This is a genomic window from Rhizobium ruizarguesonis (genome assembly GCF_012349115.1).
GTDB classification, from domain to species: domain Bacteria; phylum Pseudomonadota; class Alphaproteobacteria; order Rhizobiales; family Rhizobiaceae; genus Rhizobium; species Rhizobium ruizarguesonis.
Genome location: NZ_PQIG01000077.1, coordinates 20190 through 32702, shown reverse-complemented (window position 1 = coordinate 32702; position 12513 = coordinate 20190). Strand labels below are relative to the sequence as shown.

General features: G+C 61.9%; 12 protein-coding genes, 1 tRNA gene and 1 pseudogene. 6 read left to right on the top strand and 8 right to left on the bottom strand.

The window, feature by feature from the left end; translation table 11 throughout:
• Positions 1–88: 88 nt before the first annotated feature.
• Both mazG and C3Y91_RS15820 read right to left on the bottom strand, forming a co-directional pair.
• Positions 89–934 (bottom strand): nucleoside triphosphate pyrophosphohydrolase, encoded by an 846-nt coding sequence (mazG, locus tag C3Y91_RS15825; RefSeq protein WP_018073501.1) that lies wholly within the window; start codon positions 932–934, stop codon positions 89–91.
• Positions 935–985: 51 nt separating this feature from the next.
• Positions 986–1573 carry a deaminase gene (locus C3Y91_RS15820; protein ID WP_018484754.1) on the bottom strand — a complete coding sequence of 196 codons (588 nt, stop codon included), beginning with the start codon at positions 1571–1573 and terminating at the stop codon, positions 986–988.
• Positions 1574–1841: 268 nt separating this feature from the next.
• Between C3Y91_RS15820 and cysG the strand changes: the two genes are divergently transcribed.
• From cysG to C3Y91_RS15795, 5 genes are all read left to right on the top strand, one after another.
• The gene (gene cysG / locus C3Y91_RS15815; RefSeq protein WP_026171009.1) at positions 1842–3278 is read left to right on the top strand and encodes a siroheme synthase CysG; all 1437 of its coding nucleotides are present in this window, start codon (positions 1842–1844) and stop codon (positions 3276–3278) included.
• Between the two features lie 2 nt (positions 3279–3280).
• Positions 3281–3595 carry a DUF2849 domain-containing protein gene (locus C3Y91_RS15810; RefSeq protein WP_018073504.1) on the top strand — a complete coding sequence of 105 codons (315 nt, stop codon included), beginning with the start codon at positions 3281–3283 and terminating at the stop codon, positions 3593–3595.
• An 8-nt stretch (positions 3596–3603) separates the two neighbouring features.
• Positions 3604–5274: a nitrite/sulfite reductase gene (locus C3Y91_RS15805; protein ID WP_018073505.1), complete on the top strand. Its 1671-nt coding sequence runs from the start codon at positions 3604–3606 to the stop codon at positions 5272–5274.
• A gap of 10 nt (positions 5275–5284) precedes the next feature.
• Positions 5285–5797: a DUF934 domain-containing protein gene (locus tag C3Y91_RS15800; protein ID WP_018073506.1), complete on the top strand. Its 513-nt coding sequence runs from the start codon at positions 5285–5287 to the stop codon at positions 5795–5797.
• Between the two features lie 89 nt (positions 5798–5886).
• Complete coding sequence (locus tag C3Y91_RS15795) at positions 5887–7098, top strand: UbiH/UbiF family hydroxylase (protein WP_130664545.1); 1212 nt, start codon at positions 5887–5889, stop codon at positions 7096–7098.
• Here C3Y91_RS15795 and C3Y91_RS15790 read toward each other — a convergent pair.
• The 3 genes from C3Y91_RS15790 to C3Y91_RS15780 form a co-directional block, all read right to left on the bottom strand.
• Positions 7066–8028: an AEC family transporter gene (locus C3Y91_RS15790; RefSeq protein WP_130664546.1), complete on the bottom strand. Its 963-nt coding sequence runs from the start codon at positions 8026–8028 to the stop codon at positions 7066–7068. The two genes, C3Y91_RS15795 and C3Y91_RS15790, sit on opposite strands and share 33 nt — an antisense overlap.
• A gap of 224 nt (positions 8029–8252) precedes the next feature.
• Positions 8253–9188: an MBL fold metallo-hydrolase gene (locus tag C3Y91_RS15785; RefSeq protein ID WP_075223890.1), complete on the bottom strand. Its 936-nt coding sequence runs from the start codon at positions 9186–9188 to the stop codon at positions 8253–8255.
• Between the two features lie 264 nt (positions 9189–9452).
• Positions 9453–10202, bottom strand: a complete 750-nt coding sequence (locus tag C3Y91_RS15780) for a cytochrome c biogenesis CcdA family protein (protein ID WP_018484762.1) — start codon at positions 10200–10202, stop codon at positions 9453–9455.
• A 231-nt stretch (positions 10203–10433) separates the two neighbouring features.
• Between C3Y91_RS15780 and C3Y91_RS15775 the strand changes: the two genes are divergently transcribed.
• Positions 10434–10509: transfer RNA gene (locus C3Y91_RS15775), tRNA-Lys, on the top strand.
• A gap of 168 nt (positions 10510–10677) precedes the next feature.
• On the opposite strand, the gene C3Y91_RS15770 is transcribed toward C3Y91_RS15775, so the two are convergent.
• From C3Y91_RS15770 to C3Y91_RS15765, 3 genes and pseudogenes are all read right to left on the bottom strand, one after another.
• Positions 10678–11493, bottom strand: coding sequence for an oxidoreductase (locus C3Y91_RS15770; protein WP_075223980.1), 816 nt, complete (start codon positions 11491–11493; stop codon positions 10678–10680).
• 74 nt (positions 11494–11567) lie between these two features.
• Positions 11568–11703, bottom strand: a pseudogene (locus C3Y91_RS37945) (beta-ketoacyl synthase N-terminal-like domain-containing protein); the annotation flags it as partial.
• Positions 11704–11880: 177 nt separating this feature from the next.
• Positions 11881–12474 (bottom strand): TetR/AcrR family transcriptional regulator, encoded by a 594-nt coding sequence (locus tag C3Y91_RS15765; RefSeq protein WP_075223889.1) that lies wholly within the window; start codon positions 12472–12474, stop codon positions 11881–11883.
• Positions 12475–12513: the final 39 nt, after the last annotated feature.

Below are 12513 nucleotides of genomic sequence, written 5' to 3'. Positions count from 1 at the left end.
GCAGTCGCTCCTGTCGTCGCTCACCCCCTCATCTGCCTGCCGGCATCTTCTCCCCGCCGGGGAGAAGGGAGATGTGGCAACGTCCCGCTCACTCAGCCCCCGACGTAACAGCTCTTTCAATCGCTTTCGCCGCCTGCCAGATTTCTTCCATGCGTTCGAGACTGGCTGCCTCCAGCGTCTCGCCTTCTGCTTCAAGAACTTGTTCTATATGACTGAACCGACGCCTGAATTTCGTATTCGTCCCGCGCAGCGCCTGCTCCGGATCCGCCTTCACATGCCGGCCGATATTGACGACCGCGAAGATCAGGTCGCCGAGCTCGTCGCTGACCTTTGCCTGATCGCCTTCGCGAAGGGCCACCCGCAATTCGCCGATCTCCTCCTCGATCTTGTCGAGGATCGGCTCGGGTGCCGACCAGTCGAAGCCGACTTTGGCGGCGCGTTCCTGCAGCTTCAGTGCCTCCGTCAAGGCCGGGAAGCTACGCTGCACGGAGCCGAGGAAACCGCCGTTGAAGTCCTCGGTGATGCCGCGCCGTGACCGCCGTTCAGTGCGCTCGCGTTTCTCCGCCTGCTTGATCTCGTCCCATTGTCTCTTCACCGCGTCCGGCGTATCCGCCGCCGAGCGGGCAAAGACGTGCGGATGGCGGCGGATCATCTTGGCGGTGATGGCGTTGACCACGTCGCCGAAGGAAAATTCGCCCGCCTCCTCGGCCATGCGGGCATGAAAGACCACCTGCAGCAGCAGGTCGCCCAGTTCGTCGCAGAGATCGTCCATATCGCTACGCTCGATCGCATCGGAGACCTCATAGGCCTCTTCGATCGTATAGGTCTTGATCGTCTCGAAACTCTGCACGATGTCCCAGGGGCAGCCGGTTTCGGGATGGCGTAGCGCCGCCATGATCTCGATCAGCCGCGAAATGTCTTTGGAAGGTTCCATGTTGCCTCGGTTCAGCAGGCTTCAGTTCAGAGGCCCTCAGTTCAATGGCCCTCAGTTCAGTGGAATGTCGTTGGCGCTCTTCGACGACTGGTAGCTGGTCGACAGCGCGTCGTAGCGCGCCTTGATGCGGGCGGTCTGTGTCTGCAGCGCGGTCTTCAGCGGAGCCTCCTCGGTCTCGACGAGATCGGCGATGGCAAAGCTGTTCCAGAAGGCGTTTTGCCTGCGGTAGCCGCCGGGTTCAAGCCCGAAGACTTCCTTCAGGATCTTCAGGTCGTGCGGAATGGCGAAGGCGTCGCGCGAATCCTCGTGGCTGAAGAAATAGTAGAAATTGTCGAAGCCCGCCCAGGTGATCGCCGACATGCACATGGTGCAGGGTTCGTGCGTCGAAAGGAAGATCAGATCCTTGGTCGGCGGCTTGTCGCCCAGCTCGTAGAAGCGCTTCAGCGTATGCACCTCGCCGTGCCAGAGCGGATTCTCCAGCTCGTTATTGGTCTCGGCGACGACAAGCGAAAGATCGGATTTCCGCAGGATCGCCGCACCGAACACCTTATTGCCAAGCGAAACGCCACGCTCCGTCAGCGGCAGGATATCGTCTTCCATGACCTGAAGCAGGCGGGAGGCAATGGTCTTATCAGGCATGAGGGCCCTCCAGTTTTCCTCAGTCTATCGCCTTGGCGGCGCGAGTGAAATGCGTGAAGCACCGGTGGACGTCTTTTGTCACAGGCTTTATACTGCGCTGCAGCAAGCGGGCTGGGAATATGCGGCTTTTTGGCAGCACGGGTGACTTTTCTCAAATCACTGACGGCACGAGCAAAAGAATACCTGCTTGCTTGGGCTTTCGAATTTCTGTTCCTTCAATCCCTTGTCGATCAAGGGCATATTCCGGCAACTTCGAAGTGGATTGATGATGCCTCCCAAGACTGAACAGCTTTCGGTATTTCCCGCCTTCTTTCGCGTGGAAGGCCAGAAGACGGCTGTCTTCGGCAATGGCGACGAAGCTTTCGCCAAGGTGCGGCTGCTGCTGAACACAAAGGCGCGGATCATTGCCTATGCCGACCGGCCGGAAGCCGATTACCACGCCTTCCTGATTGCCAACCGCATCGAGACCGTGCGCGCTGCCTTCTCCGCCGAACAGGTCGAGGGTTCAGCACTCGTCTTCGCCGCAACCGGCAATGAAGCCGACGACCGCAGCATCGTCGATGCCGCCCGTGCCGCCAGAATTCCGGCCAATGCCGTCGATCAGCCCGATTACTGCGATTTCTTCACGCCGGCGCTGGTCAATCGCGCCCCCGTCGCCGTTGCGATCGGCACCGAAGGGGCAGGGCCGGTTCTGGCGCAGATGATCCGCGCGCAGATCGACCAGCTTCTTTCGCCCTCGCTCGGCCGTCTTGCCGGTCTGGCGACGAGTTACCGCAAGGCCGTCGAACAACTGATTCCCAGAGGCGTCTCCCGCCGGGTCTTCTGGCGCCGCTTCTTTTCCGGTGCCGTTGCCGATGCGGTCGCCAATGGGAACCTGCCGCAGGCCCGGCATGCCGCCGACCGGCTGCTGCACGCGATGGACAAGGTGGCCGGCCACGTCTGGCTGGTCGGCGCCGGTCCGGGTGCCGAGGATCTGCTGACGCTGCGCGCCCAGCGCGTGATGATGGAAGCCGATGTCATCGTCTATGACGCGCTCGTCCCGCAGGCGATCGTCGATATGGGCCGCCGCGATGCCGAGCGGCTTTCCGTCGGCAAGCGCAAGGGCTGCCACTCGAAGTCCCAGGAAGAGATCAACGACCTGCTGGTCGATCTCGGTCGTCAGGGCAAGCGCGTCGTCCGTCTGAAATCCGGCGATCCCCTGGTCTATGGCCGGGCAGGGGAAGAGATGGCGGCACTGCGTGCTGCCGGCATCACCTATGAGGTCGTGCCCGGCATCACCTCGGCTTTCGCAGCCGCAGCCGATTTCGAGCTGCCGCTGACGCTGCGCGGCGTCGCCTCCTCGCTGGTCTTCACCACCGGCCATGATCTCACCGGCGACGTGCTGCCCGATTGGGCAAGCCTTGCCGTCTCCGGCGCGACGATCGCTGTCTATATGGGCCGCACGGTTGCTGCCTCCGTCGCCGAGCGGCTGATGCAGGCGGGCATTCCGTCTGAGACCACCGTCGCCGTCATCGAGAATGCCAGCCGCGCTGATCGCCGCCTGCTGCATGGCACGCTCGCCGATCTGCCCGATCTGCAGCACCGCGACGAATTGACCGGGCCTGTCATGGTCATCATCGGCGATGCGGTCGCCGGCGCCAATTTCGAACTGTCCGAGCCCCTGGTGCGCGCAAACGCCCGGCTCGAGGAACTTGCAAGGAGCTGAATATGGGTGACAAGGTTCTGACCGCCAACCGGCTGACGGACGGCATTGCCGTCTGGCTGGATGCGAATGGGAAGTGGTCCACCGCGCTGCAGGAGGCGCTCGTTGCCCGTCATGCCGAGGCCGTTGCGGCGCTGGAGGCGATCGGCAAAAAATCCTATGCCGACAACGAGGTCGTTGACGTCGCCGTCGTCGACGTTCAGGAAACCAACGGCATTCTCTGGCCGCTTCGCCTTCGCGAGCGCATCCGCGCACAAGGCCCGACCATGGAATATGCCCCGGGCTACGCTCCTGCCGATCCCGAATTCATTGCAGTCTGAGGAAGACGATGTACCGTTACGACGAATTTGACCATGCCTTTGTTACCGAGCGCGTCGAGCAGTTTCGCGATCAGGTCCAGCGCCGCCTTTCCGGCGAGCTCGCCGAGGACGCGTTCAAGCCGCTGCGCCTGATGAACGGCGTCTACCTGCAGCTCCACGCCTACATGCTGCGCATCGCCATTCCCTATGGCACGCTGAGCTCGCGCCAGCTGCGTATGCTCGCCCATATCGCTCGCACCTATGACCGCGGCTACGGCCATTTCACCACGCGCCAGAACCTGCAGTTCAACTGGCCGAAGCTGTCCGACATTCCTGATGCGCTGGCCGACCTCGCGAGCGTTGAAATGCATGCGCTGCAGACCTCGGGCAACTGCATCAGAAACGTCACCGCCGATCACTTCGCTGGTGCCGCCGCCGATGAGATCGCCGATCCGCGTCCTTACGCCGAAATCCTGCGCCAGTGGTCGTCGGTCCACCCGGAATTCTCCTTCCTGCCGCGCAAATTCAAGATCGCCGTCACCGGCGCCGAGCGCGACCGCGCCGCGATCCAGGTCCATGATATCGGCCTGCACGTGAAGAAGAACGACAAGGGCGAGATCGGCTTTGCCGTCTATGTCGGCGGCGGCCAGGGCCGTACGCCGATGATCGCCAAGCTGATCCGCGACTTCCTGCCCGAGGAAGACCTGCTCTCCTACACCACGGCCATCGTGCGCGTGTACAATCTGCACGGCCGCCGGGACAACAAATACAAGGCCCGCATCAAGATCCTGGTGCACGAAACCGGCACCGAGGAACTGACGCGCCAGGTGGAGGCCGAATTCGCCGCGCTGAAGGATACCGAGCTCAAGCTGCCGGAAAAGGACGTCCAGTCGATCGCTGCTTATTTCGCGCCGCCTGAGCTGCCCGAGCGCGCCGAAGGCTGGGAAAACCTTGCCCGCTGGAAGAAGGCCGATTCCGGTTTTTCCCGCTGGGTCCAGCAGAATGTGCAGCCGCACAAGAACCCCGATTACGGCATGGTGACGATCTCGCTGAAGCCGATCGGCGGCATTCCGGGCGATGCCTCGGATGCGCAGATGGATGCGATCGCCGATCTTGCCGAGGAATATGCCTTCGACGAAATCCGCGTCAGCCATGAGCAGAACCTGATCCTGCCGCATGTGGCGCTGGCCGATCTCGAAGCCGTCTATCGCGGCCTCGTCGCCATCAATCTCGCTGAAGCCAATGCCGGCCTGATCACCGATATCATTGCCTGTCCGGGGCTGGACTACTGCGCGCTCGCCAATGCGCGCTCCATCCCGCTGGCGCAGGAAATCTCCCGCCGCTTCGGCGATGCCGAACGCCAAGCCGAGATCGGCGAGCTGAAGATCAAGATCTCCGGCTGCATCAATGCCTGTGGCCATCACCATGTCGGCCATATCGGCCTGCTCGGTGTCGAGAAGAAGGGCGCCGAACTCTACCAGATCACGCTCGGCGGCTCCGGCGACGAACATACCTCGATCGGCGAGATCATCGGCCGCGGCTTCGAGCCGGACCGGGTGACCGACGCGATCGAGACGATCGTCGACACCTATCTCGGCCTGCGCCTCGATCATTCCGAGAACTTCCTCGCCGCCTATCGCCGTGTCGGACCGCAGCCTTTCAAGACTGCGCTCTACGGCTCGGCCGCTGAAGCGGCATAAGGAGGGGATGATGACGAAGATCTGGAGAGAAACCGGTTTTGTCGAAAACGATCCCTGGGTGATCGAAACCGACGAGGTGAAGGCGACTGAGGAGCAGAAGCCGCTGCTCGGTCTCGACGAACTGATCGCCAGGGCCGACGAAAGCAACGATATCGGCCTCGGCGTGCTGATCAAGCCGGCCGACGACGTGCGCAGGCTGGAGCCCTATCTCGATCGCCTCGAAATCGTCGCCGTCGCTTTTCCCGCGTTCAACGACGGTCGCGCCTTCAGCCATGCCTCGCTGTTGCGCCAGCGCCTCGGCTACACCAACGAGCTGCGCGCCGTCGGCGACGTGCTGATCGATCAGGTGCCGTTGATGCTGCGCGTCGGCATCGACAGCTTTGCCGTCACCAACGCCACGGCGCTGAAGCGGCTGGCCGAAAACCGTCTTCCCGCCATTCCCCATCATTATCAGCCGGCGGCGCGTGACGCCGAAGCCGGCAAGGGCTATAGTTGGCGCCGTCAGGCGAAGCCGGCCGCATAAGCGACCGGTTCGTCGTTGCAGAGCATGTCGCGCAAAAGTGTGCGGCGGTTTTGCGATAACGACATGCTTTAGAATGACGGAACGCTAGCATGAAGAGATTCGAAGTGGCGGTGATCGGTGGTGGTCTCGCCGGCATGATCGCCGCAATCGCGCTGGCGCGCGGCGGCCGCAGCGTGGCGCTGGTGGCACCCCTCGCTCCGAAAGAAGACCGGCGCACCACGGCGCTGATGGATCAGTCGATCCGCTTCCTCGACCGCCTGGCGCTCTGGGAAAAGCTCCGCCCCGCAGCCGCTCCTCTCACCAGCATGCGGATCGTCGACGGCACCGATCGGCTGCTGCGCGCGCCGACCACCACCTTCCGTGCCGCCGAGGTCGGCCTCGATGCCTTCGGTTACAATTTCCCCAACAAGGCGCTGACCGGCATTCTCGAAGAGGCTGCAGCCGGCGAGGGCAATATCACCCGTTTCACCGATATGGCCGAATCGATCGACATATCAGCCGAGGCTGTCTCGATCCGGCTTGCCGGCGGCGAGATGCTGTCGGCCGATTTTGCCGTCGGCGCCGATGGCCGCGGCTCGAAGCTGCGCGAGACCTCCGGCATTGCCGTGCGCAACTGGTCCTATCCGCAATCGGCCATGGTGCTGAATTTCGCCCATTCGCTGCCGCACCAGAACATCTCGACCGAATTCCACACCAAACACGGCCCCTTCACCCAGGTACCGCTACCGGGGAGCCGCTCGAGCCTCGTCTGGGTGCAGGATCCCGCTGAGGCGGCGAGCCGCATGGAGTTGCCGCTTGCCGATCTCGGCGCTCTCGTCGAGGCGCGCATGCAGTCCATGCTCGGCAAGGTTGATGTCGAGGAGGGCGTCCAGGTCTGGCCGCTCTCCGGCATGATGGCGCATCGTTTCGGCAGGGGGCGCATCGCGCTGATTGGCGAGGCCGCCCATGTCTTCCCGCCGATCGGGGCGCAGGGGCTGAACCTCAGCCTGCGCGATATCATGGCGCTTGCCGATATCCTCTGCGACCGGGCGGAATTGCCGGTACCGGCCGATGCCGGCGAAAGCTTCGATCGCAGGCGTCGCGCCGACATCATGACGCGCACGGCCAGTGTCGATCTTCTCAACCGCTCGCTGCTTTCGGATTTCCTGCCCGTCCAGATGCTGCGCGCTGCCGGCCTGCATATCCTCTCGGCCATACCGCCGCTGCGCAACATCGTCATGCGCGAGGGCATCGAGCCCGGCCGCGGCTTCCGCGATATTCCGGATGCGCTACGGGAAAAGTTGAAGCGGAAGAAGGCCTGATCGGATCACGATCAGCCAGAGCGAAACCGTCACCACCGAAAACACCGTCGTGATCAGGATCGTCGCCGAGGCGCGCTCCCGCCAGACGCCATATTGCTGGCCGATGACGAAGACGTTGGTGGCTGTCGGCAGTGAGGCGAGCAGCACGGCCGCCTGGATCCAGACCGGCTCGAAGCCGCCGACTGCCGTGAGTGCGATAAAAACCGCGATCGGATGCAGGATCAGTTTCGCCGGCACGATATAGGAGATCTCGGCCGGGATCCGCTTCAGCGGCCGCAGCGCCAGCGTCACGCCCATGGCAAAGAGCGCGCAGGGAGCCGCCGCCTGGGCGAGATAATCGACGAGGCGCTGAAACGCCAGCGGCGGGTCGAAGTGCAAGGCAGCCACCGCAAAGCCAAGCGCCATCGACAGGATGAAGGGATGCAGCGCGACCTTTCGCACGATATCGGCGATGAGCCGGCGGGCTGAACGCTTATCATCGCCGGCCGCCGCCATCAGCGCTGGCGCCATGATGAAATGCAGCGCGTTTTCGAAGCAGATGATCAATGCCACCGGTACGGCCGCCCCTTCACCAAGCGCCAACAGCGCCAGGCCCGGCCCCATATAGCCGATATTGCCATAGGCGCCGGCAAAGGACTGGATCGTGCAATCGGCCAGCGAATTGCCGCGCACGACGCGGCCGATGACGAAAAGCAGGATGAAGACCGCATAGGTCGCCGCGATGTCGGTGACGATGAAATCGACGCGCGTCAGCTCTTCGATCGGCGTGCGCGAGACGAGCTTGAAGAACAGAGCGGGCAGGGCGGCATAAATGATGAAAGTGTTCAGCCAGCCGAGTGCTTCGGCCGGCTGCTTGGTCGCCTTGGCGGCGATGTAGCCGATCAGGATCAGGCCGAAGAACGGCAATAGCAGGCTGACAATATCGGCCAAGAGGTCTTCCAGGGCGCGGGAGTGATCGGCGGGTCTGGATCTGACTTAAGCAATTCCAGCAAAAGTGTGTAGCGGTTTTTGCGTCCGGAATTGCGCAGTAACAAGAGCAATTCCTGCGAAACTGTGTAGCGGTTTTGCGTCCGGAATTGCTCAAAAAACAAACCAAGAGCGTGGACTCATTCACGCGATGAGTACACGCTCTAAGATCCCAACCCAGCGAGCGATCAGTAGTCCCAGAAGGCCGCTACCCAGCGAAAGGCGTCGCCGTCGGCCGCCACCCGACCGACAGACGGGAACGGCAGGTGAGTGGCCACCAGCTGCTCGCCGGTATCCGCCAGTTCCCGCAGAAGACGGAGGCGAACGCGGACCGCCTCCTCGGGGTCGTGTTCGAAGCCATTGTACCAGTCGGGGTGTTCGAACCCGACCGCGAACACGGCGTCGCCGGCAAACATCAGCCTGTCGCCGCCGGAGGCCACGCGGATCACGCTGTGGCCGGGGGTGTGGCCGCCGGTGCGATGGACGACCACGCCCGGCGCCACCTCGTACTCATCATCGAACAGCCTGAAATAGCTGCGATACTCTTTGGCGAACCGCTTGGCGGTCGCCCGAAGCGCGTCCGGGAAGCCCGGCGGCATGGAGACCCGGGAGAAATCGGGCGCCTCCCAGAATTTGACCTCGGCCGCCGCCACGTGGATCCGCAGGTCCGGACGCAACTGGTCCTTCACCCCGTCGACGAGCAGCCCGCCAATGTGGTCCATGTGCATGTGGGTCAGGACCACATCGGTCACCGACGCAAGATCGATACCGGCGGCCTCCAGTCGCTTGATCAACTGCCCGGCCCGCGGCAGGTGCAAGTCCGGGTCGATCCCCAGCCCGGCGTCGAGGAGTATGGTCTGGTCGCCGCTGCGTACCACGACAACGTTCAGCGCCCAGTCGAAAGCGTCCGCTGGCAGGAACATGTCTTTCAGCCAGGCCGCTCGGACTGATGGATCGATGTTGTGTCCCAGCATCGCGGTTGGGAGCGGTAGCACTCCGTCGCTGACCACCAGCACCTCAATCTCGCCGACCTGCACCGCGTAGCGCGACGGAACCAATTCGTCGAGCCGAGGTCTGCCGGTGTGTGCGGTGTTTTCCAGGCTCATCTTTGTCTCAAGGTTCATGTTCGTCTCCTTCTGACCGCCGCCTTAAACACGGCATCGACGACGCTACATGGAGGCGTGTTTGCGATCGATTGGATCGAGGGATAAGGGCGGGTGGGGCCGAGGGACAGGGCAAGCCATACCACGGCATAGGTCCAGGCCCCCTTTCTACCGCCGGCGGCATGCTGATGAGCGCGGATGATCGAGCAATCGATCAGATACAGCGCATGCGGCAAGCCGCTGCCATCGCCTCGAAAATCCGCGACCGGCAGTTGGGTGCGGAATCTAGCCGATCTGCATCAGGATCGGAAAGGTCTGCTGGAACCAGATCGCCACATTGCTGACCCATCCGAACAGGAAGGCGAGGCCGGTCAGCACGAGGAAGAGACCCATCACCTTTTCCACCGTGCCGAGATGGCGGCGGAAGCGCGACAGGAAGCGCATGAAGGCGCCGGAAAAGCCGGCGGCGATCCAGAAGGGGATGGCAAGACCGAGCGAATAGATGGCAAGCAGCCCGGCGCCGGAGCCGACCGTCTCGCGCGAGGCGGCAACGCCGAGGATGGCGCCGAGCACGGGACCGATGCAGGGCGTCCAGCCGAAGGCGAAGGCAAGCCCCATGACATAGGCGCCCGTCAGCGTTCCGGGCTTGCCGCCGTCCTGGAAGCGCGCCTCGCGGGTCAGCAGTCCGATTCGGAAGAGGCCGAGGAAATTCAGCCCCATGACGATGATGATCAGCCCGCCGATCTTCGACAGGAGGTCGAGATGCTGGCGAAGTGCCATGCCGATGCTGGAAGCGCCAGCGCCGAGCGCCACGAAGACGGTGGCAAAGCCGAGCGTGAAGAAGAGGGCAGAGAAGAAGACGCCGCGCCTGACACCGGGCGCGACCGCAATCGCACCGCCGCCGCGGAACTGCTCGACTGAAATGCCGGCCATATAGCAGAGATAGGGCGGGACGAGGGGAAGCACGCAGGGCGACAGAAACGAAAGCGCCCCGGCTATCAACGCGCTCCACAGGGAAATATCGGCAATCGACACGCATTCTCTCCGGCTGCAATCTGCGTGATGTTCCTAGCTTTGCAGGCCAGGGATTGCCAATCACCTTTTTGCGCGCGCAGGAAATCTGTCTTTGCACGCGAGACATCTGTCTAGCGCTTGGCAAGAAATGTGCCGACCGCCGGAAAAAGGCAAATTTTTCGGTTGACCGCAATGGGTCGCCTGCCTATGTTCCGCCCACTTCCAGCCGGGGTGGTCACACCCGCGGAGAGGGAGAGCGTAGCTCAGCTGGTAGAGCAACTGACTTTTAATCAGTAGGTCTCGGGTTCGAACCCCGACGCTCTCACCAACGATTTCAACGGCTTAAAACCTTAGATTGGCCAAAATATCGGCTACAATACCCTCACAGATGTCTCGCACAGTCTGAGGGGGGTTAAATGACCTCGCATACGGTCTTCGGTGACAAGGTTCGAATCTACCGCGCCTGCTCATTAAGCGGAACAGGATGTCGTCGGTTTCAGACCGGCAGCCCGAGTTGTTTTCGCAGGCTCTTGTCGAATGCGAATGCAGGGACGAAGCGGCGCAAAAAACTGACTTGGCGTGCCATTTTTCCGGCCGCGTAACGCCTCTTGGGAGCGGGGTCAGTCGCAGCGGCAATAATTGCCTTGGCCACCACGTCGGGCGCGTCGCCTATTTCCATTGCTTTCTGCACGGCTACATTCATGCCAGCGCGCGCAGAGTCATATATATCGAGCACCTGATCCGGTTTGGCGAGATTGTCTTCGAACGACGTCCGGGTGTAGGCTGGCTCCACCAGCGAAACGCGAATGCCGAAGGCGCGCAATTCGTGATCGAGCGATTCGGAATAACCCTCGATGGCATGTTTGGTCGACGAATAGAGCGCGAAATAGGGAGCGGGGATGAAACCCTGTACCGAGCTCAAATTCACGATTCTGCCCTTCCCTTGGCGTCGCATTACCGGCAACACCGCGTTGGTCACACGGAAAACGCCGAAGACGTTCACGTCGAACAACGACTTAGCCTGGGTCATTGAGGACTCCTCCGCGCCACCAAGCAGCCCCATGCCAGCATTATTGACAAGAAGATCGATGCGGCCGGCCTCTGCTAGCACGTCATCAACCAATTTCGCCACCGACGCGTCGTCGGTCACGTCGCATGTCAGCATGGATACACCGTCGCTCCTCTGGGTTGCGAGGCGGCGGCTGGTTCCGAACACGCGAAAGCCCGCGTTCTGCAGGGCTGCGGCCGTTGCATACCCGATGCCGGTGGATGCCCCAGTCACCAAGGCTACGCCAAGATTGTTCTTGTTCATCGAAATCACTTCTTTCTGTGTAATGAGCTGCGTCTTGTAAAAGTCGGGTAGGCTGTCTGCGACTTACGTGCAAAAGGGAGGTCTCCGACGATATCGTCAGGCAGTCGACGGATACCTCTTTGGCCCCGCAAGCAGGGGCGACCGTGATATCCCGACATTCGCACCAAGTGGGCTGACAGCTCCCATTCCTGTGACAACGATACGACGCATCTTTCTTCCACCTGTCTTCACTGTAAAAATAGGCATGCCGTAAGCCTGTTGACGGATGATGTGGTAAGGGCCTGTTCTCTAAACATGCGGCTTATGCAGGAGCCTTAGGACACACTCACCTTGCCAGGGCGGGAGCTAAACTTCGGCACTTTTCCGCGCCAGGTCATTGAACCCGGCTTAGCCGTCAGCGACATCGTCGCCGCGCGCAATGCGCCTGACTTCGCCAGCCGCTGCGTTAAGGATGTCTAGTGAAAGGTCCTCGTCTTCCATGATCCGCGACAGCGTAACGGCACCCACCATGAGAGACAGTATGGCCATCGCCCTGCCGCTGGGACTAGAGCTCGTGTCGCTGGCCATCAGTTCATCCAGAACCTCGAAGTGAGCCCGGATCCCGTCTTCAAATGGGCGCCTGACCTCTTTGCTCTGGCGAGCCGCGTCCGATCCCAGCGCCACAAGTGGGCAGCCTTCTGACTTTTCGCCTCTGTGGTCCGATGAAAGGTAGAACGCCATGACTGCCTCAAGGGGCTCAGAGCTGTTTGCAGCCGCTGCGGACCATCTCTGTGTGGCGCTTTCCATCGCACGCCGCGATGCTAGTGCGGCGAGGTCGTCCTTCGACGCGAACTGCTTGTAGAAACCTCCCTGGGTCAGGCCGGCCCCTTTCATCAGATCCTTCAGCCCAATTCCATCGAAGCCATGTTCTCGGAACAGACGGCTTGCGACGTTGATCACCGTTTCGCGGTTCTCCTCAGCCTGTGCCCGGCTCACTCTCATATCGACCTCCGATTAGATTTTGTTTGACATCTATAACAA

What these genes read in the sequence shown, in the direction of transcription:
- C3Y91_RS15785 (WP_075223890.1), bottom strand. Translation starts at nt 9,188, where the DNA reads ATGAACCTTGAGACAAAGATGAGCCTGGAAAACACCGCACACACCGGC.
- C3Y91_RS15820 (WP_018484754.1), bottom strand. Translation starts at nt 1,573, where the DNA reads ATGCCTGATAAGACCATTGCCTCCCGCCTGCTTCAGGTCATGGAAGAC.
- C3Y91_RS15765 (WP_075223889.1), bottom strand. Translation starts at nt 12,474, where the DNA reads ATGAGAGTGAGCCGGGCACAGGCTGAGGAGAACCGCGAAACGGTGATC.
- cysG (WP_026171009.1), top strand. Translation starts at nt 1,842, where the DNA reads ATGCCTCCCAAGACTGAACAGCTTTCGGTATTTCCCGCCTTCTTTCGC.
- mazG (WP_018073501.1), bottom strand. Translation starts at nt 934, where the DNA reads ATGGAACCTTCCAAAGACATTTCGCGGCTGATCGAGATCATGGCGGCG.
- C3Y91_RS15795 (WP_130664545.1), top strand. Translation starts at nt 5,887, where the DNA reads ATGAAGAGATTCGAAGTGGCGGTGATCGGTGGTGGTCTCGCCGGCATG.
- C3Y91_RS15805 (WP_018073505.1), top strand. Translation starts at nt 3,604, where the DNA reads ATGTACCGTTACGACGAATTTGACCATGCCTTTGTTACCGAGCGCGTC.
- C3Y91_RS15800 (WP_018073506.1), top strand. Translation starts at nt 5,285, where the DNA reads ATGACGAAGATCTGGAGAGAAACCGGTTTTGTCGAAAACGATCCCTGG.
- C3Y91_RS15770 (WP_075223980.1), bottom strand. Translation starts at nt 11,493, where the DNA reads ATGAACAAGAACAATCTTGGCGTAGCCTTGGTGACTGGGGCATCCACC.
- C3Y91_RS15810 (WP_018073504.1), top strand. Translation starts at nt 3,281, where the DNA reads ATGGGTGACAAGGTTCTGACCGCCAACCGGCTGACGGACGGCATTGCC.